The organism is Ruegeria sp. N10, from assembly GCF_056531545.1.
In genome coordinates, this window is sequence record NZ_JBQFLY010000004.1 from 30941 (window position 1) to 55529 (window position 24589).

Below are 24589 nucleotides of genomic sequence, written 5' to 3' on the forward strand. Positions count from 1 at the left end.
TCAGCTCCTTTTCCTCGCTTTTTCGATCGTCCTGAGGGCATCGAAAACGGTGGTGATGGTTGCGTCATCCAAACCGGCCAGCAGCTTGCCTTCGTGGGCGGTAACCGCGGCGACGGCCTTTTCATATAATTGCCTGCCCGCCAGTGTCGTCCTTAGCGCATAGGCGCGCCGGTCGGTCGGTACCCGGTCGCGGACGATCAGTTCCCTGCGCTCCAGTTCGTCAATGATGACGACAAGGTTCGGGCGCTCGATATCCATTGCGTCAGCCAGTTGGGACTGCCGCAAACCGGGGTTATCGACGATGAGAACCAGTGCCGAATAAGTCAGCATTCGCAGACCAAAGGGACGCAGAGTTGTTGTCAGGTCTTCCTGCACCACATTGAAGGCCCGTTTCATGCGATACCCGACAAACCCCCGCAGCGTGGCATCGCTGATCGTGTTAGGCGCGCCGTCTTCTGGCGTGTGTTCATGTTTCCTTTTCATGTGTTCACCTGAAGTTCGGGGCGCGCTTTTCAAGAAAGGCCCGCAGTCCTTCCTGCGCATCTGGTGTTGTTTGCGACAGGGCCGCGGCCAGCGATTCAGTAAACAGTCCGTCGTTCTGCGACATTTCATTGATCCGCGCGACCGCCTGAATCATCAGATAGTTTGACAGTGGCGCGTTTCGGGAAATCTTACCTGCCAGCTTTTGGGCCAGCGCCAAAGCCTCGCCTTCACCCACGCTATAATGTGCAAGCCCCAGCGATACCCCTTCATCGGCACCATATTTGCGGCCGGTCAACATCATCTCGGTCATCCGATCGGCCCCCAGCAGGCGACCGACCCGCGCGGTCGCACCGCCACCGACAAATATTCCGCGCCGGCCTTCGGGAAGCTGAAAGATCGTCGAAGGTTCAGCGATGCGAACATGTGTTGCCGCTGCAAGCTCCAGCCCGCCGCCGATCACGGCGCCAAACATGGCCGAGACAACCGCAAGCCCACCCAACTGGATCTTGTCCATGACACTGTGCCAGTGGCGGGAATGGTGCAGGTTTTCCTCGGCCGTACGATGAACATGCTCGGACAGGTCCAATCCGGAACAATAATGCCCTTCAGTTCCGGTCAGGATCACCACGCGCACGTTCTTGGGTGGAGCTGAAAAGAAATCATCCAGCGCGCCTAACAGTTCCTCGCACATCGCGTTTCGCTTGTCAGGGCGGTTCATGGTCAGGGTCGCGATGGATCCGTTGACCTCAATGTTCAGGATTTGGCTGTCCATGGGGAACTCCTTACCGGGGCGGCAGACGAACGGCGCCATCAAGTCGAATAGTGGTGCCATTCAAAAACGGGTTTTCAACGATCTGTTCGGCGAGCATTGCGAACTCACGCGCTTCGCCAAGGCGGGCCGGGAAGGGAATGTTCGCAGTGATCTTGGCACTGACCTCTTCCGGCAAGCCTTCCATCATTGGCGTGTGGAACAGGCCAGGTGCGATGGCCATCACCCGAATCCCCGACTGCGCGAGCTCCCGTGCGGCAGGCAGGCACATCGAGGCGATTGCCCCTTTGGATGCGGCATAAGCGGCTTGACCCAATTGACCGTCCTGCCACGCAACCGACGCCGTGTTGATGATCACACCGCGTTCACCGTCAGCCAACGGGTCGAGACCGGCCATGTGTCTCGCCGCGTGGCTCATGACGTTGTAGGTGCCAAAAAGGTTCACGCGCAGAGTTTTCTCGAACACGTCGAATGACAGCTTGCCTTCGCGCCCGACGATCCTGGCCGCCATGCCGACGCCCGCACAACTGACAGCGATTCTGGGTGCCGACCCGAAATGGGCTATTGCCGTCTCAAACGCGGCACTGACGGCGGCCTCGTCACTGACATCGGCTTGCAGGGCAAGACCACCAATTTCGTCAGCAACTGCCTTCGCACCTTCAGCATTGAAATCCAAAACGGCAACCTTTGCTCCGCTGGCGGCGAAATGCCTAGCCGTTGCAGCACCCAGCCCGCTTCCGCCGCCGGTGACCAGGGCGACACATCCACTTAACTGCATCGCGCTCTCTCCATTTTAGTATGTTCAATCATTGTTGTGTCTCATATCTATTTTCGGATGGGCCCGCCCCGGACCGCTGATGGTGATTTCGCTAGGGGATCAGGAACAGGGTAATGGCCGGAAACAGCACCAGGATCATGACCCGAATGATGTCAGAGGTGACAAACCACATCACTGCCTTGTAAGTTTGGGTCATCGGGGTTGAACGATCCATGGCGTTGATAATGAACAGGTTCATCCCGACCGGAGGGGTGATCAGCCCGACCTCGACAACGATCAGAACCAGAATACCGAACCAGATGGCCACATGCTCGGGGCTCATGCCGAAATCTAGTGCGCTGATGACCGGAAAGAAGATCGGGATAGTCAGCAGGATCATTGACAGGCTGTCCATCAGACATCCAAAGATCAGGTAGAACACCAGGATCAGGCACAACACCATCCACGGGCTGAGCCCAAGTCCAACGACCCAGCCAGACAGTTCCTGCGGTACCTGAGTGAGCGCTAGGAAACTGTTATACAGCCCTGCGCCCAACACGATGAAGAAGATCATCGCCGTGCTTGAGGCCGTTGCAATGATGCTTTCGACGAAGACCTGCCAGTTCAGATTGCCCGAGATCAGAGCAATCAGCCCGGTTCCCGCCGCCCCCACGGCTGCGCCTTCGGTTGGGGTGAACCAGCCAAGATAGATGCCACCGACAACAAGGCCAAAAACCAGAAGGACAGGCCAGACATCCAGCAGTGCCCGAACGCGTTCAGGATATGGGATCGCTTCGCGGGTGCCCGCGGCGTCAGGATACATGCGCACATAGATCGAAATCGTGATGATATAGCCGAGCGCTGCCAAAATGCCGGGGACAAAGGCCGCGAGAAACAGCTTGGCGATATTCTGTTCCGTCAGGATCGCATAGATCACAAGGATCACCGAAGGCGGGATCAGAATGCCCAATGTGCCGCCAGCAGCAAGCGTTGCGGTTGAAAACCCGCCGGAATAGCCGTAGCGGCGCAGTTCGGGCAGCGCGACACGGCTCATCGTTGCGGCAGTGGCAAGGGAGGACCCGCAGATTGCGCCAAATCCGGCACAAGCGCCGACTGCCGCCATGGCGACGCCCCCTTTGCGGTGGCCCAGCCAGCTTTCAGCAGCTTTGAACAAGGCTGAAGACATGCCCGACAATGTCGCGAACTGCCCCATCAGCAGGAACATCGGAATGATCGTCAGCGAATAGCTGGAAAAGGTTGAGTAGGTTTCGGTTTTGAGCTTGGCCATGAACATGCTGGTGCCACCCATGGCAAAATACAGCCCGCCAATCCCGCACAGCAACATGGCAAGGCCAATCGGTGCGCGCAGAAAGATCATGATCAGAAGTACGGGAAAGGACACGTAGCCCAGTTCGAGCATGGTCAATGTGCGGCCTCCCCGCGGTAGGGCAGGATATGACGCCCGGTGACAAGCTCGATGACCTGCGCGACGGCGCAATAGACAGCAACAAGTGATGCGACAAGGGCGGCAACAAAGCTTAGCCCATAGGCCCACCAAACCGGAAATTGCAGCAGAAAGGTCGTTTCACCATAGTCCAGCTTGTTTTGCATGCCGACAAACAAGCGCCACGTGATCAAAAGAATGACAAGCGACAGGACGATTTCCCAGAATGTGATTATCACTTTGTTCGCCTTTGCCGGAAGCGTGTTGGTGAATACGTCGACTGTGGCGTGAGAGCCATAGAGCTGGCATATAGGCAGGAACGAGAATATGGCGAATGCAATGCCGGCTTCGACCAGTTCAAAATCGCCATTCACAGGCCCGACGCCCGATGCAATCAGCGCATTTGCCGCTGCTTCCGACAGTGACGTCATGACGTCCGAGTGGCCCAGCGTATTCAGGCCGCGCCCCAGCACGCTGACACAGGTCAGCAGGACCAGCGCAGTCAGAACCACACCGCCGAGAACGGCCATGAAGCGCGCGATGCGCTCTACCAGTTTCCGCATGATCAACTCCAAAGGGATTGCTCTCCCGGCGGGAAATAGCGCCGGAAGAGCGACCGGATCAGTTGCCGGAGTATTGCGAAATCAGTTCGAGCGCGCGGGCGCGCAAGCCGGTTCCATCCAGACCTTTTTCATCCATCTCGGCGATCCAGGCGTCAGTGGTCGGCTGTGATGCTGCCTTCCATTCCGCAACCTGTTCCGGGCTAAGCGTGATGATGTTGTTGCCGCGTTCCATCGCCTGCTTGTGAGGCCCGTCATCATCGGCCTGCATCTGCTTGCCTGCGAAGGCCGAGAATTCAGCGCCCGAGTTGGCGTCGATGACGGCCTTCAGATCATCCGGCAGTGCATCCCAGCGGTCCTTGTTCATCGCGAAGATGAAAGTGGTGGTGTATAGCGTGTCATCGCCAAAGGTCGTGTGGTTTCCGACCAGCTCGTTGACCTTCAGGGCGCCAGTCACTTCCCAGGGAATCACGGTGGCGTCGATCACGCCTTTGGACAGCGCTTCAGGCACCGCAGGAACAGGCATGCCAACCGGGGTTGCTCCAAGCGAGCTGAAAAGGCCGTTGGTTACGCGTGTCGGTGCGCGCAGCTTTACGCCGTTCAGATCCTCGATGCTTTCGATCGGTTCCTTTGAATGGATCAAACCGGGGCCGTGCACCCAGAGACCGAGTACTTTGAACTGCTTGAAGTCATCGTCCATCATGGTTTCTTCGGCCAGATCCCAATAGGCGCGTGAGACGGCTTCGGCATTGGTCATGGTGAACGGCAGTTCGAACACCTCGGTTCGGGGAAAGCGGCCTGGTGTATATCCGGACACAGTCCAGACAATGTCTGCCACACCATCAATGGCCTGGTCGATCAGTTCGGGGGGTTTGCCCCCAAGCTGCATGGACGGAAACCTTTGAATTTCGATCCGGCCATCCGAATCCGCTTCGACCTTGTCGGCCCAGACATCCAGAACGTTCTTGGGTACGTTGGCTTGTGCCGGCAGGAATTGGTGCATCCGCAGTGTCACTTCGGCCGCGATGGCAGTGGTTGACATGGCACCGAAAGCAATCGCCGCCACTGCAGATTTGAGTATGGTTCTGCGCAAGTTGGTCATGGTCTCCTCCCTAGATGACCTATGAGTATCATCCCCTGTTCATGATTGCTCATATTAGTTATGTTTTATAACGAGTTATATCCACTTTTTCAGTGTTTGGTTTCAGGTCCTTTTCGGAAAACAGAATGTTCACACATGTGAACCTTTTCGTCGAAACGCTACGCATCAGACAGGTCATGCGCGGACGCAATTTATCCTCTCAGGATTACATTGCCCTCGGTTGGCTCAAAGGTAAATTGAGATTTCTTAGATTTTAGTTTCTGGTTTCGGAAACTAAAGCTCAAAAACGGTGGATTTGCTTTCCTTGTTTCAATTGAACCAGCGTCCGTCATGAAATTCAAGGCCGTGTGTTATCGTCGGTGACAGCATCAACTGCCTTGCCTGCGAGCTTCAGGAACGTTTCGCGTTCATTCGGAGTTAGCCCTCCGAGGATCTCGTTTTGCAGGTCAATTACGACTGGCATAGCCGCCGCGAGGATGTCTTTTCCTTTTTCGGATAAGGTGACCTCGCGCGCGCGTCTGTCACGTTTACTGACCGAGCGTTTGACATAGTTTTTCTGCTCCAGCCGGTCGATGACCCCGCCGATTGTTGCGCGGTCATAGGCGATTTTCGCCGCGACTGTGGCCTGATCAATGCCGGGTTCGGCGCGAATTGTTTCAAGTGCTGCGAACTGAACGGATGTAAGGTCAATCCCGGCCTCCTGCATCCGGACCGAGAACACGTGGGTTGAAATCTGGTTGAGCCTGCGGATGAGGTGGCCCGCCATTCCGTAAATACTCACGCAAAACCTCCGAAATCACTTTACGCCGTCACTTATTCCAGAATTACCGCGGCAATTAGTGAGTGTACATATCTTTGTTGACGGCAAATAGTAAGTATAGTTATTAAAGTTGCGTGAACCTGCGGAGGAGGGGACAATGCAATACTACGTTGATGGATTTCGTCCGGGTGACCCGGATATCAAACCGGCTGCGTTCGGTCGCCCCGATCACCACGACCACCCCGCATCCATCCCCGAAAAGGTTGATGTTTTGATCGCGGGTTGTGGACCGGCCGGGCTTTGCCTCGCGGCGCAGCTGGCCGGGTTCGCCGAAATTTCGACAATGATCGTGGATCAAAAGCCGGGTCCTATGGAGAAAGGCCAGGCGGATGGCGTCAACGTCCGCTCGATGGAGATGTTTCAGGCGTTTGGTTTTGCTGAGAAAGTGAAGCGCGAAGCATATTGGGTCAACCAAACGGCATTCTGGACGCCCGATCTTACAAACCCGGACCACATCCGCCGGGTGGGCACGGTGCAGGACGTTGCCGACGATCAATCCGAGATGCCACATACCTTGATGAATCAGGCCCGGATTCATGAGCTGTTTCTGGATGTGATGAGAAACGCTCCAACGCGGCTGCAACCCCATTACGGGCTTCGTGTCAGCGATTTCACAACTGATACCGGTTCCACGGATCACCCCGTCACGGCAGAGCTTGAACGCTTGGGCGATGATGGTGGCGTGGTTGAACGGCTTACAGTGCGTGCCAACTATGTCGTAGGCTGTGACGGTGCACGCAGCAATGTGCGCAAGGCCATCGGGGGTAAGCTGCAAGGCGATGCCGCACATCAGGCGTGGGGCGTTATGGACATTCTGGCGAATTCCGATTTTCCCGATTTGCGGCGGAAATGCCTTGTTCAATCGGCATCGGAAGGAAACGTTCTGATCCTTCCGCGCGAGGGCGGATACCTGTTCCGAATGTATGTTGAGCTTGACAAACTGAACCCGGATGAGCGGATCGCCAACCGCAATCTGACGGCTGACCATATCATCGCTGCCGCGAACCGGATCATGCGTCCTTATTCCATCGACGTAAAAGAAGTCGTTTGGTGGTCGGTCTACGAGATTGGCCACAGGCTGACCGACAAGTTCGACGATGTTCCTAAGCATGAAGTTGCTACACGCACCCCGCGCGTTTTCACGGCGGGCGACGCCTGCCACACGCATAGCCCCAAGGCGGGTCAGGGGATGAACGTGTCGATGGGCGATACTTTCAACCTGGGCTGGAAACTGGTGCATGTGCTGACAGGAAGGTCAAAGCCTGATCTTCTTCACAGCTACTCGGCCGAGCGTTTGCAAGAGGCCAAAAGACTGGTCGAAACCGACCATAAATGGGCCCGGATCATAAGTGCGCCTCCGGGCGAGTCAGAGCTTGACGGCACCGATATGCCCCGATTTCAAAAACAGTTTATCGAAAATCTGGAGTTCACCGGCGGGCTTTCGGTTCACTATGGGCCTTCGGACTTGGTCGCCGAACCGGTTCACCAGCATCTGGCGCGTGGGCTGGTTATAGGCAAGCGATTTCATTCAGCACCAGTTGTCCGGCTTGCAGATGCCATGCCCATGCAATTGAGGCATGTGGCCGAAGCGGATGCGCGCTGGAGGCTCTATGCCTTCGCAGGACAGAGAGACGCAGGTACCCAAGGCGGATCGATCCATCAGCTTTGCGAGGTTTTGCAAAGCGATCCGAACTCTCCTCTGCGACGGTTTGTGCGCCCTGACGAAGACATCGACGGTTTGATAGACCTACGGGCCATCTTCCCGGAGGATTTCATATCGCTGAATTATGAGGATATGCCGTCTCTTTTGAAACCCGAGAAGGGCAGGTATGGCCTGCGCGACTTCGAGAAGGTTTTTTGCGTTGATCACAAGAGGCGTGAAGACATCTACGAAATGCGCGGAATTGACCGGACAAAGGGCTGTATGGTCGTCGTCAGGCCGGACCAATATGTGGCGCATATCCTGCCATTAGAGTGTCACGCTGACCTGTTTGACTTCTTTTCCAGGCTATTTGTTGCGGGCGGCGGTCGATAAGTGCGACGACTCAGACCCCAACGGACCGCCGTTACGAGGGGAGAATGGACTGTCGCATCCGTGCTTGGTTCGGCAAGATTACCGCCTGTTCAAAGCTGGATTGGCGCTTGAATCCGCCCGTGTCGTAGGAAGGCCCTCTAGCCAGAAAGCTGAGCGCAGGTTTTTCAGGACGCGTTTAACGTGGCCAGAACCTCGGCGCTGACCTCAACACCGTCAGCCTCGGCTGCCGCCCGTTTGGCCAGACGCCCATCACCCGGAACACGGGCGTCCCCATTACCGACAATTTCTGAGCAAATGCGCGCGATATATTGATTGAAGGCCTCGTTGCCGAACCGCGTCGGATCAATCGCAATCAGTGTTGCACCGCCTTTGATGTTAAGGGCTCCGAACGCCTCACGTTCTTGATTGTTCACGGAAAGGGTTCCACCAGCCAGGGCGGCACCCAACACTTCAACCATGAAAGCGATTGCGGCGCCCTTGTGCTCGCCAAAAGGTAACAGGCTGCGGGTTTCCAGGATAGCGTTCGGGTCCGTACTGGGTGCGCCGTCAGGGTCCAGACCGGCAGGGTGGGGCAGGTCGTGCCCCTCGGCTGCGGCCATGCGGATATCCATCAAAGCAACCATTGAAGACGCCTGATCCCAGACTATCGGCGCACCGCCCTCGCGCGGACAGGCAAAAGACATCGGGTTGGTGCCAAATACCGGGCGCACCCCGCCTTGCGGCACCACCATGGACAATGAGTTGATCACGGCGAAAGCCACCAGACCAGCTTCGGCAAGCGGTTCGGTGTCAAACCTTAACGCGCCCAGATGGTGGCAATTTGCGCAGGTGAAAGCGGCAATGCCGTTTTCCCGCGTCATTTCGATCAACATGTCGCGGGCTTCGGCTGCCGCGACCTGATAATACCCGTTATCGGCGTCACAGCGCAGAACGCCCGGGGCAGCCTTTTCTATCTTTGGCTTCGCATTGCCGTTTGCATAGCCCGAGGTGAAGCTTTGGACATAGACCGGCAGCATACGCAATCCGTGGCTGCGCGGGCCGTCCCGCTCGGACCGGGTAACAATGTCGGCCAGAATATCGCTGCCCTGTGCATTAACTCCGGCAGAAACAAGTACGGCTTTCGCCAGCGCCCGAACCTCGGCAAGAGAAAGCGTTTTGATCGAGTGTTCGGTCATCTTTTCAAATCCAGTCTTCTTACTTCAGGGGTCAGGCACGCGCACGTGCGTTGGTGGGATCAACGGCGCAAGTATCGATCACCTCGGCATCGCGCATTTCGTTATGGACCAACACCTGCATCTTTGCACCCGGCGCGGTCATATCGTTTGGTACAAGTGCCATCGCTATGTCGTGGTTGCAATAATAAGAAAACCCACCCGATGTAACGCGACCAATCAGTTCACCGTTTGCATAAACACCTTCATCGAACATCACCGAAGTTTCGCCAAAGGGAAGTTTCAACGTGACCAGCCGTTTGTGATTGCCCTCGTATCTCTGCTTCTCCAGCGCCGCTTTTCCGATGAACTCGCGTCCCTCGGTGACGACAAACCGATCAAGGCTGGCCTCATATGGTGTCATGTCCTTGCAAATCTCACGGTTGATGGCGCGATAGGATTTTTCAAGGCGCATGGACTCCAACGCCTCAAGCCCGAAGGGTTTTACACCGGCTTTCAAAAGCAGGTCGACAAGATGGCGGTTATACCCGACCGGATGGTGCAGTTCCCAGCCCAGCTCGCCTGTGTAAGATACCCGAAGCAGGTGAACGTCTTTGGCATAACCAACTTCACCTTTTTGTGCAGAGAGCCAGGGAAAAGCTGCGTTCGTCAAATCGTTGTCGGTCAGCGGTTGCAAAATCTCGCGCGCCTTGGGACCCGCCAGAGCGATCACACCCAACTGTTCTGAAACGTCTTCAAGGATAACCGATTGATCTTGTGGTAGCAGACGTTGCAGCTGATCCCAGTTATAGGCGCGCCAATTCGGGGTAGAGACCAGATAGAAATCATTCTCGGCATAGCGGACAACTGTGTATTCCGCATCCATGCCACCTTTTGCGTTCAACAAGAGCGACAGGTTCATGCGACCCACTTTGGGCAGTTTGTTTGCCATCAGACCATCCAGCCACCGCGCGGCGCCGGGACCGCGTACAGTAAACTTGGTCATTGGCGACATCTCGATGAACCCGGCCTCTTCGCGGGTGGTGTGCACTTCCTCCTGAACGCGTTCCATGTGATTGGTGCGGCGGAAAGAATGTTCAGGGATCGCCTCTTGCGGCGATTTGGCGAACCAGCGCGGGAATTCATAGCCGTTGAAGCTGGTCCAGACTGCGCCATGCGCCGTCAGCAGATCGTAAGACCCCACGGTTTTCATTGGGCGCGCGTCCGGGAAATCTTCGCCGGGGATATGCGCGTTCATATGTGTGCCCCAGGTTTCGCGAACCTTGTCCATGGTCCAGCGTTTAGAGGCGTAGTCCGAGAAACGGCGCGGGTCCAGTTCCGACATGTCCATGCCCGGATCACCGTCGACGATCCAGCGGGCCAGACGTTCGCCCACGGTGCCGCCCCACAGAATGCCACCGGGCATCCCTTCGGCCAGCCACAGGTTTTTGTACCCCGGCGCTGGCCCGGCAAGTGGCAATTCGTCCGGCGTCATTTGGAAGGGGCCGCGCGTGTTGGCTTTGATGCCCACCTCTCCAAGGACTGGAACCCGTTCGATTGCCCGTGCCCATTGGGTTTCCACGGCATCGAAATCCTCGGGCAAGAGGTCTGCGCCAAAGTCAGGTGGCACGCGGTCTTCGGCAAACAGTTTTAGGTCCTTAGTGAATTCATAGGGCCCGAACTGAATGCCACCGACATCTTCGCGCATATATGCGCCGTAATCTTCATCCCGCAGGATCGGGAACTCGGGCAAACCCTGCGCACGACGTTCCTTGAGCAGCGGAACGGTTTCCGTGGTCCAGTACTGGTGAACGATGGGAATGCAGGGCAGGTCCAGCCCAACGCGCCGGGCATTTTCACGGGCATAGTTGCCGGTGGCAAAAACCAGATGCTCGCACGTGATCTCTCCCTGATTGGTGGTCACTTTCCAATGACCGCTTTCCAGCTTTTCATACGCCTGTGCTTCGGTGTTCTGATAGACTGTGGCGCCCGCATCCCGCGCCAGCTTTGCCATTGCCATGGTGATGTCGGCCGGGTTCACATAGCCGTCCTCGGTATGCAGGATACCGCCGCGAATATGCTCGGACTGGTTCAGAAGGGGATGAACATCGGCAATTTCCGCGGGCGTCAGCAGTTTGCAGGGCACACCTGCAGCCTCGGCAATCGAGATATATGACTGGAATTCATCCCAACGTTCCTGTGTGTTGGCAACGCGCAGCTGACCCACTTTACGCAAGCCTACCGACGTACCCATCTTCTGTTCGACTTCTGAATAGATGCGGATGGTTTCTATCGTCATCTTCGACACGTTATGGGACCGCACGAAGGTGACCAGCAGACCGGCGGCATGCCAGGTCGAGCCTGAGGTCAACGTGGTTCGTTCCAGCATCACCGCATCGCTACAGCCGTGCTGTGTCAGACCGTACAGAAGGGACGCGCCCACACATCCGCCGCCAACGACAACAACTTTGGCATGTGATTTCATTCGCCGATTTCCTTCTTGCGGCTGATCATGGTGTCAGAAGCTCTGCCTGCCCGAAATCAGTAAGATGAGAACGTTCCGAAGTTTTTACGGAAACATGTTGCCAGACAATCGCAAAAAATTTCTCCCGCGGCTTAGTTCAGGTCACCTCTTATCGGGCACCTTCGTATTGGTCGCTGTCTGGGTCCGGGTCATTCAGTGCTGTCCAGGACGACATCATTTTTATATTCCTTGTCTTGTTTCACCTTGTGATGTTAGCGCAAACTGTGCCAGTGAAACCTGATGCCTTTGCAAAACTGGGTTTCTGTTGCCTCAGTATTGCGGCTTACAAATGGGAGGAGCAGGTGTATCTCGGTCTTGATTTGGGGACGTCAGGTCTTCGAGGAATTGTGGTCAGTGAAGGCGGTGACGTCGTTGCCGAGGCCGAAGCGAGCGTGAACACATCGACACCGCATCCGGGCTGGTCAGAGCAGGAACCTGCGGATTGGGTTGAAGCGTGTCAAAAGGTCGTTGCCCAGTTGCAGGGGCAAAACAGCGCTGCGTTTTCGGCAGTGCGGGGCATAGGTCTGAGCGGGCATATGCATGGCGCAACGCTTCTGGACCGAAATGGTAGCGTATTGAGGCCCTGTGTCCTTTGGAACGACACAAGGTCTGCCCGTGAAGCTGCCGAACTGGATGCGCTTTCCGCGATGCGATCGATCACCGGAAACATCGTTTTTCCCGGCTTCACTGCGCCTAAACTGGAATGGGTGCGCAGGCATGAACCTGACGTTTTTGAAAAGACTGCCAAAGTGTTGCTCCCCAAAGATTATTTGCGCTTCTGGTTGACCGGAGAATACATCAGCGACATGTCTGACAGCGCGGGTACAGCGTGGTTGGACGTCGGACGTCGGGAATGGTCAGAAAAAGCGCTTGAGCTCAGCCATATGCGTCGGGATCAGATGCCCGAACTGGTCGAAGGCAGCGCCGCCGGGGGCGAGCTGAGGGCGGAGATTTTGCAGCACTGGGGCCTGACCGGACCCGTAGTCGTTGCGGGCGGGGCAGGCGACAACGCGGCGGCGGCCTGTGGTATTGGAAGCATCGCCGAAGGCCGCGGTTTTCTATCGCTGGGAACGTCCGGTGTGCTGCTGGTTGCCAAGGACAGTTACGCGCCCGCACCGGAAACGGCGGTTCACTGCTTCTGCCACGCGGTGCCGGAGCGCTGGATCCAAATGGGCGTCATCCTGTCGGCGACCAACAGCCTGAACTGGCTGTCCCGGAATCTCGGCCAATCCGTTGGTGCACTCGCATCGGCTTTGCCGGATACCGTCACCGGGCCGTCGAAGACCAAGTTCCTGCCATACCTGTCGGGGGAACGTACCCCTCATAATGACAGCGCCATCCGGGGGGCGTTTATGGGGCTGGATATTGCGTCGGATCCAGCGGATCTTGCACAGTCCGTGATGGAGGGTGTCTCATTCGCGCTGCGTGATTGCCTTGAAGCCCTCAGGAGCACGGGAACAAAACCTGAAAGCCTGATGGTTGTCGGCGGGGGCGTACGATCACGGTTCTGGGTCGAGACGCTGGCAACTGTTCTGAGCGTCCCGCTTGCCTTGCCCAAAGGCAGTGAATTCGGAGCCGCCATCGGCGCGGCGCGCCTTGCTGCCTGTGCAGTAAACGGCGCAGACCCGGTGGAGCTCATGACATCGCCAGAAATCTCTGAAATTGTTCAGCCCCGCGCGGGGTTATTCGACGCCTATGAGGCTGAATATCAAAGATACCGCCAGTTTTATGCGGCACTATCCCCCTTGTCTGCGCCATGATGAAGGGCGTCACTTCCCTACCCATCGAACAGGTTGTTCTGGAAGATGGTGCGATGTCGGTTTCCCTGCTGAGCTATGGGGCGATCACACAAGGTTGGTGGATCGGTGAAACGCCCTTGATCCTGGGCTATCCAAACCCGCAGGAATATCTGACGGACCCATATTATCTGGGTGCAATCGTGGGTCGCGTCGCCAATCGGATCGGTGGCGCAAAGTTTAAAATGCAGGATGCCGCTTATCGCCTGACAGCGAATGAGGGGGAAAACACGCTGCATGGCGGTGCGCTCGGGCTGTCGCGCAGCCACTGGATTATCAGGAAGACTAAGCCGAACCGTGCGGTTCTTTCCTTGACGTCACCTGACGGCGATGATGGTTTTCCCGGAGAAATCAGGTTCGAGATTCATGTCAAGCTGGCTTTTCCACGGCTGACTTACACGATCACCGCATGGCCGGACCGGCCTACGCCGATCAGCATTGCGCAGCACAATTACTATACTCTTGGGCGCCAAAGCGGTATTCTTGACAGCCGGTTGGCCCTGAATTCAAAGCGGGTACTGGAACTGGACGACAGCTCCATTCCGACAGGCGCCGTGAATGAGATCGAAAACCAAGGGCTGGATTTCTCATCCGTGCGCGTTATCGGTGATGAGGGGCGTGGCCTTGACCACTACTTCGTGTTTGAAGAGGCGGGCAAATCAAATCGACCGGTTGCAACGGTTGAAACACCGTCAGGTTTGCGCATGAATGTTTACTCTGATCAGCCCGGCGCGCAGGTCTATTCCGCCGCGCACCTGTCTGATCCTTTCACGCCATGCGCAGGGCTTTGCATTGAGCCTTCCGGTTACACGGACGCTGTGAACCACCCCTTGTTTCCGTCCGTCATCTATTCTCCGGACAAACCCTATAAACAAGTTCTGACGTTGGAAATCTCAGGGGATCAGGTATGAGAGTTGGGATATCGGTGTATGCTCTGGCCTTTTGCGTGACACTGTCGGCGGCGCAGGCGCAGGACCTCGGGCCGCTTCCTCAATTTGTAGAACCGGACCTTGCCAAGGTCGAACTGGGACAGTTGCTGTTTTACGACCCGATCCTGTCGGGGAACAAAAACATCAGCTGCGCCACTTGTCATCATCCGAAACTGGGAACGTCAGACGCGCTGTCTCTGGGTATCGGTGAAGGCGGTGTGGGGCTGGGGGCAGCGCGCAGGCTTGATCAGGAAAACATGCCCGAGCAGCGCATTCCCCGAAATGCACCGGGGCTGTGGAACCTTGGGGCGCTGGAATTCACCACCTTCTTTCATGACGGGCGTCTTGAGGCAGACCCGTCACAGCCTGACGGGTTCAGAACGCCCTTGGGCACAGATATGAGGCCGGGCTTCCAATCTGCACTGGCCGCGCAAGCGATGTTCCCGGTCTTGTCGGCTGACGAAATGGCGGGCCACTATTCGGAAAACGAAGTGAGCAAAGCCGTACGTCTTGGTTTGCTGACCCAAAAGGATGGCGCATGGGATCTTATCGCGGCGCGTGTTGCCGCAATCCCGGAATACAGGACACGCTTTGACCAGCTCGCGCCCGGAGAAGAGATCACTTTTACCGCAATCGCCAATATCATTGCTGATTTCATCGCTTTTGAATGGCGCGCTGACAACAGCCTGTTTGATCGTGCGCTGCAAGGAAAAGAGGTGCTGCCCGAGCAGGCGCAAATGGGGCTCGACCTTTTTTACGGCAAGGCCGGGTGCAGCACCTGCCATTCCGGCTGGTTCCAGACGGATCATGGGTTTCATTCTATCGCCATGCCGCAAATCGGGCCGGGAAAAGCCGCCCGGTTCGAGAACCATGTTCGCGATGACGGGCGATTGCGTGTGACGGGCAATGCGGATGACGCCTTCACATTTCGCACGCCATCCTTGCGTAATGTAACCCTGACGGCACCCTATGGTCACAACGGAGCCTACGCGCGGCTTGAAGATGTTGTCCGTCATCATCTGGATCCGGTCGCAGCTTTGCGCAGCTACTCGATCGAAAAAGCAGCGTTGCCAGAGTTTCCGGGCGCGGAAGATCAAAAAGCCTTGCTCGACCCCACGTTGATCGAGGCGATTGCAGCGTCGAATGAACTGGCCCCAATCAGCCTGAGTGATGACGAGGTGAACGCCATTCTAAGTTTCGTCAGCACACTGGAAGACCCGGCAGTCCGGCTGGGTGTGCCTGCGCATGTGCCCAGCGGTTTGCCTGTTGATCAATGATCAGCGGTCGATGCGAAGCACCTGATTGCTTCTGAAGGGCTGCCAATCACCAACTGTGCCGTCTGGCCAGATAACCCGCAGCTCCAGTTCGTCCGCGTTGCCCAGGCCAAAGTGATGAAGCCCTGAGATGCCGCTTGCGTGACCGCCGCCAATGGTCACTTCCCGTGTTTGAATTCCGTCGGTGGTTTTGACCTCGATGAAGCTGCCGACAGCTGCGCGGTTGGAACGATCCTGGCCAAGATCAACCTGAACCCAGTTTCCAAGTTGTTGTTCGTTCTGAAATACTTCAAGCGCTGACCCGCGATTGACCACGACCAGATCAAGCGATCCATCCCCGTTCAGGTCCGCCAGGGCTCCACCGCGGGACTTGCCCATAGAGGCGACACCCGCCGCTGAGGCAGCCTCGAAAAACTGATCATCTGCGGATTGCAGCAACAGGTTGTTGGGGTCAGTTTGCGCTGCATCGGGCATCTGTTCGACATTGCCCTTGGCGACAAATATGTCGTCGCGCCCGTCGTTGTTGACGTCGCCGAACTGCGCATGCCAGCCGGTTGAGGGGCGGCCATCGCCACCAACATGCGGCCTGTGCGCCGTTGTTCCCCGGTCATAAGTCGCGTCGCGCCATGTCGGCCCCTCGGCAGTGGGATCAAAGATCTGAAACTTCTGGTCCCCCATCGAGGTCAGGTAAACATCCGGGAAGCCGTCCCCTGATATATCCCTTGATGCAATCCCCATGCCCCAGATCGAATAGGGCAGCCACCCATCTTCCGGCGCGTAAAGGCGTGGCGTGTCTTCCATAGCCCAAAGCTGCTCTTGCCCGCCGCGCACATAGTAATGGCGGTCGTTACTGACACGCAGGTCCGCGCGCCCTCTGCGCGCCCAGTCGGAAAACAGAATGGACAAGGAACAATGTCCCGGTGCCAGGTGGAGAGGTGGGCCATAGGCCGCCCCTTCGGGGCGATACAAAAGCGTCGGCCCGCAGGCTTCAAACGGGCCATCGGGGTTGGTTCGGTCGACATATGTTCCAAAAGCCAGTGTCGGCAGGGTTTGACCGCTTTCCCAAGTGGCGGAGAATCCGGTGGTCCAGTGATCCTGAGACTGGAAATTCAACGAGGTGAACGGTTCGAATGCGCAATTTGGTTTGCCACGCAACAAAACGTCTTCACCAACGCGCAATACTGCCAGGTCCACAAACCCGTCTCCATCGATATCCAGTGGGTAAGCGCCGGTCACGCCGGTCAGAGACAGTGCGCTTGGCGTTTCTGACCGAAAACTGACATTGGGTCCTGATGTGTTGACAAACAATTGAGCCGGATTAGTTCCTCCTGCGGCAAACAGCTCGGGCCGATCATCGCCGTTGCAGTCAAAAACGGCAACGCCTCCGCCGACGAAGTGCTCCCACCCGCCGTCGTAAACATGGCTGGGGACGTCGATGCTGTGAAACTGTGGCAGGCTGATGTCAGCCAAGGCGGCAGACGCTGTCGCTAGCAGGATCGTCAGTTCAACTCGCATTTTCCGCCAGTTCCCTGACTTTCAAAATCGAGACTTGTTCGATCCCATAGGCCGCCGCCCCTTTTGCCCACATTGAATCCCCCCAATGGTTTACGTTGATTTCAGGCAGCGGCGCGTCAACGCTGACAACACCGTTATTGATGCGGGTCATCACTGCGTCGGAATGCAGGTATTCAAAGCTGCCTCGGGTGCCGGACAGGATGATACATTCCGGATCGAACAGATTGATCAGGTTGGAAAGCCCCATTCCAAACATCTGACCAGCGCGCGACAAAACGGAAATGGACCGGGCATCACCGGATTGGGCAGCTGCGTGAATATCAGCAAGAGTGTGCGGGTCAGTAGCCTGGCTGGCAATGGTTGCCTCGCGGATCAGGGCATATTCCCCAACATAAGCTTCAAGGCATCCGCGCTGCCCGCACTGACATAACGCGCCATCCAGCTGAACTTTGACATGCCCGAATTCCGCACCGCAGCCGCGCTCGCCGCGATATAGCTTGCCATCCAACACAATGCCCAGACCAATGCCGTGTTCTATCGTGACAACCAGAAAGTTCTTCAACCCTTTGCCAAGCCCGAAAAGCTGTTCGGCCTTTGCAACCAGATTAGCGTCATTCTCGATGAACGCGGGGCAGGGGAGCACTTGAGACAGAAGCGGGCTCAGATCCACGTTGCGCACTGTCAGCGAAGATGACCAATGTACAAAGTTCCGCTCTGCGTCGACCAATCCGGCAATGCCTATGCAGACGCCGGAGACGTCTGTCAGGGACTTGCTTGCAGAGACGCAGGCCTGTTCCAGCGCCGCGCATATCTTTTTTGCAAACGCCTCCGGGGCCATCCGGGCCTCCTCCAGCGGATGAGTGTAAGAGGTGATCTCGGTGCCTTCAAAATCGACCAAGATGACTGAAATCTGGTGCCGGGCCACTTTTACACCGGCAATCAGGTGACATCCGCCATGCAGCTTCAGCAGCACACGTGGTCTGCCGCGGCGCGCGGATTTTGACGGTGTTTCGCTTTCGATTTCCTGAATCAGACCAGCTGAAAGCAGATCTGACGTTGCCGCCGTCACTGTCGCTGGGCTGGTCTCAAGCGCGCTTGCAATGTCGATCCGCGATATCGCGCCGGTCGACCGGATTTGTTCCAGTACACGCAAACGGGTGATGTTTCGTTGATCCGTAGCGTTTGAAGAAACCTTGCTTTTCAGCATCCTGCCCTCACGAATCTGGTGATTTCCTAAGCGTAAGCGGTTTTTCTTCTTTCCGGTAGCATAAATATTTTACTGACTGAAATAAATATGATACTCAGAATTGTGAGAGCCACGAATCATGAAGCGATGGCTCGATAAACCGGGAGGAAATCATGAAACGAATTCTCAGCGCTTCTGCTGTGGCCGTCCTGATGGGGACGGTTGCGTTTGCAGAAACCACGGTCGGTGTCAGCTGGTCGAACTTCCAGGAAGAGCGCTGGAAAACCGACGAAGCGGCGATCAAAGCCGCGCTTGAGGCAGGCGGTGCCGAGTATATTTCGGCAGATGCGCAATCGTCGTCGGCCAAGCAATTGTCGGATATTGAAAGCCTGATCGCCCAGGGTGTTGATGCGCTGATCATTCTGGCGCAGGATTCCCAGGCCATCGGTCCAGCTGTTCAGGCAGCGGCCGACGAAGGTATCCCAGTCATCGCTTATGACCGTTTGATCGAAGATGATCGGGCCTTCTACCTGACCTTTGACAATGTCGAAGTCGGTCGTATGCAGGCGCGCGCGGTGTTCGACGCCATGCCCAAGGGCAACTATGTGATGATCAAGGGCTCGCCAACCGACCCGAACGCGGATTTCCTGCGTGGTGGCCAACAGGAGATCATCCAGGGCGCTGTTGACAGTGGTGACATTGTGATCGTCGGCGAAGCCTATACCGATGGCTGGCTGCCTGCGAACGCTCAGCGCAACATGGAACAGATCCTGACGGCCAACGAAAACAAAGTCGATGCTGTGGTCGCGTCAAATGACGGAACTGCAGGCGGTGTTGTTGCTGCACTGACCGCACAAGGTATGGACGGCATTCCGGTGTCAGGTCAGGATGGCGACCATGCGGCGCTGAACCGGGTGGCCAAAGGCACACAAACCGTTTCGGTCTGGAAAGACGCACGTGAGCTGGGCAGAGCCGCAGGTGAAATTGCGGTCGCGCTGAGCGGTGGAACGGCTGCGGCAGACGTTGAAGGCGCGGTCAGTTGGACTTCGCCAGGTGGAACCGAGATGACGTCAGTCTTCCTGGCACCTGTGCCGATCACAAAAGACAACCTGTCCGTTGTGGTCGATGCTGGCTGGATTCCGCTGGAAGACCTGTGCCAGGGCGTCGAAAACGGCCCTGCACCCTGCAACTAAGTCAAGTCTCCAAACCATAACGTCTCTGGCCCGCAAGGCCGGGCCAGAGACCATAGCTGAACATGAAAGATCGGATATGACCGAAACTTCGTCTCAGCCGGTACCCCAAAAAGCAAAGGCCAACCTGTTCCAGCAACTGGAACTGGACATGCGGCTATTGGGCATGATCGGCGCCTTTATCATCCTTTGCATCGGCTTCAACATCGTAACGGATGGCCGTTTTCTGACGCCCAGAAACCTGTTCAACCTGTCGATCCAGACCGTCTCGGTCGCGATAATGGCCTGCGGCATGGTGTTCATTATCGTGATGCGCCACATTGATCTTTCGGTCGGCGCGCTGCTGGCGACCACATCCGCCGTCATGGCGATGACACAAACCGAGCTTTTGCCGAACGTGCTGGGGCTAGGTTTGAATCACCCGGCCACCTGGGCAATCACCCTTGTTGTCGGCCTTGCAGTTGGAACCTTGATCGGCGCATTCCACGGTTGGATGGTCGGCTATCTGACCATACCGGCCTTTATCGTGACGCTTGGCGGTTTTCTGGTCTGGCGCAACGTCGCCTGGTACATGACCGATGGCCAGACTATCGGCCCGCTGGACAGCACCTTCCTGATATTTGGCGGAACCAACGGGACATTGGGAACAACGGTCAGCCTTCTGTTCGGCCTTGCCGCCACCGCTATTGCGGTTTGGGCGTTGTGGAGCGGTCGCCGCTCCAAGGCTGCCCATGGGTTTCCTGTGAAACCGGTTTGGGCTGAAACTACATTGGCGGGGATCATTGGCATCGCCATTATGGGCTATGTCTTGATCGTCAACAGCTACTCGATTCCCACCCGCAGGCTGGAACGTATGTTCGAAGCGCGTGGCGAGGCCCTGCCTGAGGGGCTTGTTGTGGGTTATGGTATCCCGATCTCGGTTCTGATCCTGATCCTTGTTGCGGTAACCTTGACTGTTGTGGCCCGCAAAACCCGCTTTGGCCGCTATATCTTTGCCACGGGGGGCAACCCGGATGCGGCGGAACTGTCGGGCATCAACACTCGCATGATGACCGTCAAGATCTTTGCCCTGATGGGGTTCCTGTGTGCGCTGTCGGCGGTCGTGGCTTCGGCCCGCCTGGCCAACCACTCGAACGATATCGGCACATTGGATGAGCTGCGCGTGATTGCTGCGGCCGTAATCGGCGGCACGGCGCTGTCCGGTGGTATCGGTACGATCTACGGCGCGATCCTTGGCGCGCTGATCATGCAGGCGCTTCAATCGGGCATGGCTATGGTTGGCGTGGACGCACCGTTTCAGAACATCGTCGTGGGCACCGTTCTGGTTTTGGCCGTCTATATCGACATCGTCTATCGCAAACGTCTGGGAGCGAAATGATGCAAGCACAAGAAACACAGAACCAAACTTCGGGCCGAGGGTCCGGCCAGCCTCCTCTTGTCGAAATGCGCGATATCTCGATTTCGTTCGGCGGCATCAAGGCGGTGGACCGTGTCTCGGTCGACTTGTACCCGGGCGAGGTTGTTGGCCTTCTGGGCCACAACGGGGCCGGTAAATCTACGCTGATCAAGGTGCTTTCCGGCGCCTATCAGATGGACCACGGAGAGATTCTGATCGACGGCAAGAAGGTTGAGATCAACAACCCCCGCGATGCGCGTGCCAACAATATCGAGACGATCTACCAGACGCTTGCCTTGGCGGACAATCTGGATGCAAGTTCGAACCTTTTCCTGGGGCGGGAAATGGTCACGCCCTTCGGGCTGGTCAATGATGCCGCGATGGAGGCCGAATGCCGCAAGATCATGGCACAGTTGAACCCGAACTTTCAGAAGTTCAATGACCCGGTCTCGGCGCTATCCGGTGGTCAGCGGCAGTCGGTGGCCATCGCGCGGGCGGTTTACTTCAATGCGCGTATCCTGATCATGGACGAGCCCACAGCCGCGCTTGGCCCACACGAAACACAGATGGTGGCGGACCTGATCCAACAGCTCAAGGCGCAGGGGATCGGGATATTCCTGATCGACCACGACGTGCATGCAGTGATGGAGTTGTGCGACCGGGCTTCGGTCATGAAAAACGGGCAACTGGTTGGCACTGTCGACATCGCCGATGTCACGGACGACGATCTGCTGTCGATGATCATTCTGGGCAAAAAGCCTGGCGAAAAGACGGAATGAGGTAAACGAGATGACGAGCGGTTTCTTTCAGGGGATCGAGCAGGTCCAATTCGAGGGCGAGAACAGTAAGAACCCGCTCGCATTCCGTCACTACAACCCGGACGAGATCGTGATGGGTAAGCGTATGGAGGATCACCTGCGTTTTGCCGTGGCGTGGTGGCACTCGTTTGCCTGGGAAGGCGGGGATCCGTTTGGCGGCTCGACTTTTGAACGTCCATGGCATCCGCAAGATGACATGGGCCGCGCCAAAATGAAGGCCGATGTTGCCTTTGAGATGTTCGAGATCATTGGTCAGCCCTATTTCTGCTGGCATGACGCGGATATCCGTCCCGAACAGGGCAATTTTGCAGAAAACCTGCGAACGCTGAATGAGATCACTGACTATATCGGTGAAAAGATGCAGGTGTCTGGCACCAGGCTGTTGTGGGGCACAGCCAATATGTTCAGCCACCGTCGCTGGATGGGGGGTGCCAGTACCAACCCCGACCCAGATGTCTTTGCATTTGCCGCCGCCACGGTGAAATCCTGTTTGGACGCGACCCACAAGCTGGGCGGCGAAAACTATGTGCTTTGGGGTGGGCGCGAGGGCTACGAGACGCTGCTCAATACCGACATGAAGGCCGAACTGGATCATATGGGCCGGTTCCTGAACATGGTGGTCGAGTACAAGCACAAGATCGGCTTCAAAGGCACGATCCTTGTAGAACCCAAACCGCAGGAGCCGTCCAAGCATCAATATGATTTCGATGCGGCAACCTGCATCGGTTTCCTGCGCAAGTACGGCCTTGAGGATGAGGTAAAGCTGAACCTGGAACAAGGGCACGCAATCCTGGCAGGACACAGCTTTGAACATGAGATCGCTGTTGCCTCGGCCGAAGGTATGCTTGGGTCCATCGACATGAACCGAAACGATTACCAATCCGGGTGGGATACGGATCAGTTCCCCAACAACACGCCTGAAGTCGCGCTGGCTTATTACCACATCCTGAAAGCGGGCGGGTTTACCACGGGTGGTACCAATTTCGACGCCAAGCTTCGCAGGCAATCCATCGATGCCGAAGACCTGATCGCGGCGCATGTGGGCGGGATGGATATCTGCGCCCGGGGCCTGAAAGCGGCAGCTGCGATGCTTGAAGATGGTGGTCTGGAACAGGCGCTGGCCGACCGGTATGCAGGCTGGAAAACGCCCAAGGCTCAGGCGATGCTAACCTCTGGCCTCGACGGGATTGCAGCGCGGGTGCTTGCCGAAGACCTCAATCCTCAGCCACGCTCGGGGCGTCAGGAAGTGCTTGAGAACTACGTGAACCGCTTTGTGTAATTTCGGTCGGCTGAGCCTGAACTAAAATATTCGGTGTACAAAGCCCCGGAAACGCGTGAGTTTACTTAGGCGTTGTCCGGGGTTTTCCCTTGTCGAACGCAGTGGCATCATGGGCCCGTCCGGGTCGCGCAGGTGGGACGACCAAAGACTTGGTGGAAAAAACATCAGGTAAGGCAATCTTTCTAAGTGGCAGTCTGATGCTACATGTGACGCGCATGTCGCTGACCACGAGCATTGGATTGATGGCGATATTTGCTGTCGATTTTGTCGATATGGTCTTTATCTCGATGCTGGGCAACGACGCGCTGGCCGCAGCGGTAGGTTATGCCGGGACGCTGCTGTTTTTCACCAACGCAATCAATATCGGTCTGTCGATTTCTGCCGGGGCGCTGGTCGCGCGTGAATTGGGCGGCGGGCGGGCCGAACAGGCAAGGCAATACGCATCCAGTGTCGCCGTTCTGGGGCTGATCGTCGGGTTGGTTACCTCTGTTCTGGTGTTGCTGAACGTCAGCTTTCTGCTGTCGCTGCTTGGCGCAGAAGGCGAGGTTTTGCGGCTGGCGACGCGTTATGTGTCGATCATTCTGCCGACCATGTGGGTGATGTCGATTGCGATGGCGGCGATGGCTGTGCTGCGCGCGCACGGCGATGCGCGCCGATCAATGATGGCAACGATTTACGGCGGCGTTGTGAATGCAGTTCTTGACCCGATTTTGATCTTTGCCGTCGGGCTGGGGTTGGATGGGGCCGCGATAGCCTCGGTCCTGGCGCGGCTATGTATGTTAGGCGCAGCATTGTGGCCCGCGCTGCGGGTGCATCAGGGATTTGCACGCCCATCGCTGAAACAGGTGGCACAGGATTTTCGGCCCGTGCGGGCCATCGCAATCCCTGCCGTTCTGACGAATGTCGCCACGCCGATCGGGAATGCCATCGTAGTGCGGGAAATTGCACAGTTTGGAACGGATGCGGTTGCGGGCATGGCGGTGATTGGGCGGCTGTTGCCGGTGGCGTTTTCGGTCATCTTTGCGCTGTCCGGCGCGATAGGGCCAATCATCGGGCAGAATTTCGGGGCAGAAAAATTTGATCGCGTGCGTGCCGCGTTTTTGGCCGGGATCAAGTTCACCGCAATCTACGTTCTTTGCATGTCGGCCATTTTGTTTTTACTGCGTTCGCCAATTGCGAATTTGTTCGCAGCCCAGGGGGAAACGCGCGTACTGATTTATCTGTTCTGCGGCCCGCTGGCATTGGCTTCGTTCTTCAACGGTGTGATTTTTGTGACAAATGCCAGTTTCAACAATCTAGGCCATCCGGTCTATTCCACGTGGATAAACTGGGGTCGTCACACCATTGGCACATGGGTGTTTGCCACAATTGGCTCACAAATCGCCGGGGCGTCGGGCGTTCTGTTGGGGCAGGCTTTTGGGGGCGTCATCTTTGCTGTCATAGGATGGGTTCTTGTCGCGCGCGTTGTTGCGCGGCTGGAACGCGTGCAATCGCCCGAGCCTTTTACCGATCAGGGGCGACTTCACTCGCTGTTCGGGCGTCGCGGCTGGTAAGCGATCAG

Annotated in this window: 20 protein-coding genes; 9 read left to right on the forward strand and 11 right to left on the reverse strand. The window is 56.9% G+C overall.

Features of this window, described 5'->3' with window-relative positions; all coding sequences use genetic code 11:
* The 7 genes from ACR0JI_RS07490 to ACR0JI_RS07520 form a co-directional block, all read right to left on the reverse strand.
* Positions 1-483 carry a MarR family winged helix-turn-helix transcriptional regulator gene (locus ACR0JI_RS07490; RefSeq protein ID WP_480493519.1) on the reverse strand — a complete coding sequence of 161 codons (483 nt, stop codon included), beginning with the start codon at positions 481-483 and terminating at the stop codon, positions 1-3.
* Positions 484-487: 4 nt separating this feature from the next.
* Positions 488-1255: a crotonase/enoyl-CoA hydratase family protein gene (locus tag ACR0JI_RS07495; RefSeq protein WP_480476330.1), complete on the reverse strand. Its 768-nt coding sequence runs from the start codon at positions 1253-1255 to the stop codon at positions 488-490.
* A gap of 10 nt (positions 1256-1265) precedes the next feature.
* Entirely contained in the window at positions 1266-2030 is a 765-nt protein-coding gene (locus ACR0JI_RS07500) for an SDR family NAD(P)-dependent oxidoreductase (RefSeq protein ID WP_480476332.1), read from the reverse strand.
* A 91-nt stretch (positions 2031-2121) separates the two neighbouring features.
* Positions 2122-3435: a TRAP transporter large permease gene (locus ACR0JI_RS07505; protein ID WP_209504353.1), complete on the reverse strand. Its 1314-nt coding sequence runs from the start codon at positions 3433-3435 to the stop codon at positions 2122-2124.
* Entirely contained in the window at positions 3432-4016 is a 585-nt protein-coding gene (locus ACR0JI_RS07510) for a TRAP transporter small permease (protein ID WP_480476336.1), read from the reverse strand. Before ACR0JI_RS07510 ends, ACR0JI_RS07505 begins: the two co-directional genes overlap by 4 nt.
* A gap of 58 nt (positions 4017-4074) precedes the next feature.
* Complete coding sequence (locus ACR0JI_RS07515) at positions 4075-5115, reverse strand: TRAP transporter substrate-binding protein (RefSeq protein ID WP_480476338.1); 1041 nt, start codon at positions 5113-5115, stop codon at positions 4075-4077.
* Between the two features lie 337 nt (positions 5116-5452).
* The gene (locus ACR0JI_RS07520; RefSeq protein WP_480476340.1) at positions 5453-5896 is read right to left on the reverse strand and encodes a MarR family winged helix-turn-helix transcriptional regulator; all 444 of its coding nucleotides are present in this window, start codon (positions 5894-5896) and stop codon (positions 5453-5455) included.
* 136 nt (positions 5897-6032) lie between these two features.
* On the opposite strand from ACR0JI_RS07520, the gene ACR0JI_RS07525 reads away from it, so the two are divergent.
* Positions 6033-7970 carry an FAD-dependent monooxygenase gene (locus ACR0JI_RS07525; protein ID WP_480493517.1) on the forward strand — a complete coding sequence of 646 codons (1938 nt, stop codon included), beginning with the start codon at positions 6033-6035 and terminating at the stop codon, positions 7968-7970.
* Positions 7971-8134: 164 nt separating this feature from the next.
* On the opposite strand, the gene ACR0JI_RS07530 is transcribed toward ACR0JI_RS07525, so the two are convergent.
* Positions 8135-9145: an Ldh family oxidoreductase gene (locus tag ACR0JI_RS07530; protein WP_480476344.1), complete on the reverse strand. Its 1011-nt coding sequence runs from the start codon at positions 9143-9145 to the stop codon at positions 8135-8137.
* Positions 9146-9176: 31 nt separating this feature from the next.
* Positions 9177-11606 carry a GcvT family protein gene (locus ACR0JI_RS07535; RefSeq protein WP_480476346.1) on the reverse strand — a complete coding sequence of 810 codons (2430 nt, stop codon included), beginning with the start codon at positions 11604-11606 and terminating at the stop codon, positions 9177-9179.
* 341 nt (positions 11607-11947) lie between these two features.
* On the opposite strand from ACR0JI_RS07535, the gene xylB reads away from it, so the two are divergent.
* Genes xylB through ACR0JI_RS07550 form a run of 3 tightly spaced genes read left to right on the forward strand, consistent with a single transcriptional unit; the run spans position 11948 to position 15647 of the window.
* Positions 11948-13405 carry a xylulokinase gene (gene xylB, locus ACR0JI_RS07540; protein WP_480476348.1) on the forward strand — a complete coding sequence of 486 codons (1458 nt, stop codon included), beginning with the start codon at positions 11948-11950 and terminating at the stop codon, positions 13403-13405.
* The gene (locus ACR0JI_RS07545) at positions 13405-14352 is read left to right on the forward strand and encodes an aldose epimerase family protein (protein WP_480476350.1); all 948 of its coding nucleotides are present in this window, start codon (positions 13405-13407) and stop codon (positions 14350-14352) included. Before xylB ends, ACR0JI_RS07545 begins: the two co-directional genes overlap by 1 nt.
* Complete coding sequence (locus ACR0JI_RS07550; protein WP_480493516.1) at positions 14349-15647, forward strand: cytochrome-c peroxidase; 1299 nt, start codon at positions 14349-14351, stop codon at positions 15645-15647. Before ACR0JI_RS07545 ends, ACR0JI_RS07550 begins: the two co-directional genes overlap by 4 nt.
* Here the strand turns inward: ACR0JI_RS07550 and ACR0JI_RS07555 are convergent, their stop codons facing one another.
* Both ACR0JI_RS07555 and ACR0JI_RS07560 read right to left on the reverse strand, forming a co-directional pair.
* Positions 15648-17159: a CRTAC1 family protein gene (locus ACR0JI_RS07555; protein ID WP_480493515.1), complete on the reverse strand. Its 1512-nt coding sequence runs from the start codon at positions 17157-17159 to the stop codon at positions 15648-15650.
* Positions 17149-18366: an ROK family transcriptional regulator gene (locus ACR0JI_RS07560; protein WP_480493513.1), complete on the reverse strand. Its 1218-nt coding sequence runs from the start codon at positions 18364-18366 to the stop codon at positions 17149-17151. The genes ACR0JI_RS07555 and ACR0JI_RS07560 overlap by 11 nt, the downstream gene beginning before the upstream one ends.
* Positions 18367-18518: 152 nt before the next feature.
* On the opposite strand from ACR0JI_RS07560, the gene xylF reads away from it, so the two are divergent.
* The 5 genes from xylF to ACR0JI_RS07585 all read left to right on the forward strand — a co-directional run bounded on the left by xylF (position 18519) and on the right by ACR0JI_RS07585 (position 24581).
* Complete coding sequence (xylF, locus tag ACR0JI_RS07565) at positions 18519-19538, forward strand: D-xylose ABC transporter substrate-binding protein (RefSeq protein ID WP_480493511.1); 1020 nt, start codon at positions 18519-18521, stop codon at positions 19536-19538.
* Positions 19539-19614: 76 nt separating this feature from the next.
* Positions 19615-20913, forward strand: coding sequence for a sugar ABC transporter permease (locus ACR0JI_RS07570; protein ID WP_480493509.1), 1299 nt, complete (start codon positions 19615-19617; stop codon positions 20911-20913).
* A complete protein-coding gene (locus ACR0JI_RS07575; RefSeq protein ID WP_267364642.1) occupies positions 20913-21710 on the forward strand; it encodes an ATP-binding cassette domain-containing protein in 798 nt (265 codons plus the stop codon). Before ACR0JI_RS07570 ends, ACR0JI_RS07575 begins: the two co-directional genes overlap by 1 nt.
* Positions 21711-21720: 10 nt before the next feature.
* Positions 21721-23028 (forward strand): xylose isomerase, encoded by a 1308-nt coding sequence (gene xylA / locus ACR0JI_RS07580; protein ID WP_480493508.1) that lies wholly within the window; start codon positions 21721-21723, stop codon positions 23026-23028.
* 215 nt (positions 23029-23243) lie between these two features.
* Positions 23244-24581, forward strand: coding sequence for an MATE family efflux transporter (locus ACR0JI_RS07585; RefSeq protein WP_480493506.1), 1338 nt, complete (start codon positions 23244-23246; stop codon positions 24579-24581).
* The last annotated feature ends 8 nt before the right edge of the window (positions 24582-24589 follow it).

Bases quoted from the DNA above. Each gene is read 5' to 3' on its own strand.
- ACR0JI_RS07515 (WP_480476338.1), bottom strand. From the start codon at position 5,115: ATGACCAACTTGCGCAGAACCATACTCAAATCTGCAGTGGCGGCGATT.
- ACR0JI_RS07575 (WP_267364642.1), top strand. From the start codon at position 20,913: ATGCAAGCACAAGAAACACAGAACCAAACTTCGGGCCGAGGGTCCGGC.
- ACR0JI_RS07525 (WP_480493517.1), top strand. From the start codon at position 6,033: ATGCAATACTACGTTGATGGATTTCGTCCGGGTGACCCGGATATCAAA.
- ACR0JI_RS07555 (WP_480493515.1), bottom strand. From the start codon at position 17,159: ATGCGAGTTGAACTGACGATCCTGCTAGCGACAGCGTCTGCCGCCTTG.
- xylA (WP_480493508.1), top strand. From the start codon at position 21,721: ATGACGAGCGGTTTCTTTCAGGGGATCGAGCAGGTCCAATTCGAGGGC.
- ACR0JI_RS07560 (WP_480493513.1), bottom strand. From the start codon at position 18,366: ATGCTGAAAAGCAAGGTTTCTTCAAACGCTACGGATCAACGAAACATC.
- ACR0JI_RS07585 (WP_480493506.1), top strand. From the start codon at position 23,244: ATGTCGCTGACCACGAGCATTGGATTGATGGCGATATTTGCTGTCGAT.
- ACR0JI_RS07510 (WP_480476336.1), bottom strand. From the start codon at position 4,016: ATGCGGAAACTGGTAGAGCGCATCGCGCGCTTCATGGCCGTTCTCGGC.
- ACR0JI_RS07570 (WP_480493509.1), top strand. From the start codon at position 19,615: ATGACCGAAACTTCGTCTCAGCCGGTACCCCAAAAAGCAAAGGCCAAC.
- ACR0JI_RS07545 (WP_480476350.1), top strand. From the start codon at position 13,405: ATGAAGGGCGTCACTTCCCTACCCATCGAACAGGTTGTTCTGGAAGAT.
- ACR0JI_RS07550 (WP_480493516.1), top strand. From the start codon at position 14,349: ATGAGAGTTGGGATATCGGTGTATGCTCTGGCCTTTTGCGTGACACTG.
- ACR0JI_RS07535 (WP_480476346.1), bottom strand. From the start codon at position 11,606: ATGAAATCACATGCCAAAGTTGTTGTCGTTGGCGGCGGATGTGTGGGC.
- ACR0JI_RS07490 (WP_480493519.1), bottom strand. From the start codon at position 483: ATGAAAAGGAAACATGAACACACGCCAGAAGACGGCGCGCCTAACACG.
- ACR0JI_RS07530 (WP_480476344.1), bottom strand. From the start codon at position 9,145: ATGACCGAACACTCGATCAAAACGCTTTCTCTTGCCGAGGTTCGGGCG.
- xylF (WP_480493511.1), top strand. From the start codon at position 18,519: ATGAAACGAATTCTCAGCGCTTCTGCTGTGGCCGTCCTGATGGGGACG.
- ACR0JI_RS07500 (WP_480476332.1), bottom strand. From the start codon at position 2,030: ATGCAGTTAAGTGGATGTGTCGCCCTGGTCACCGGCGGCGGAAGCGGG.
- ACR0JI_RS07495 (WP_480476330.1), bottom strand. From the start codon at position 1,255: ATGGACAGCCAAATCCTGAACATTGAGGTCAACGGATCCATCGCGACC.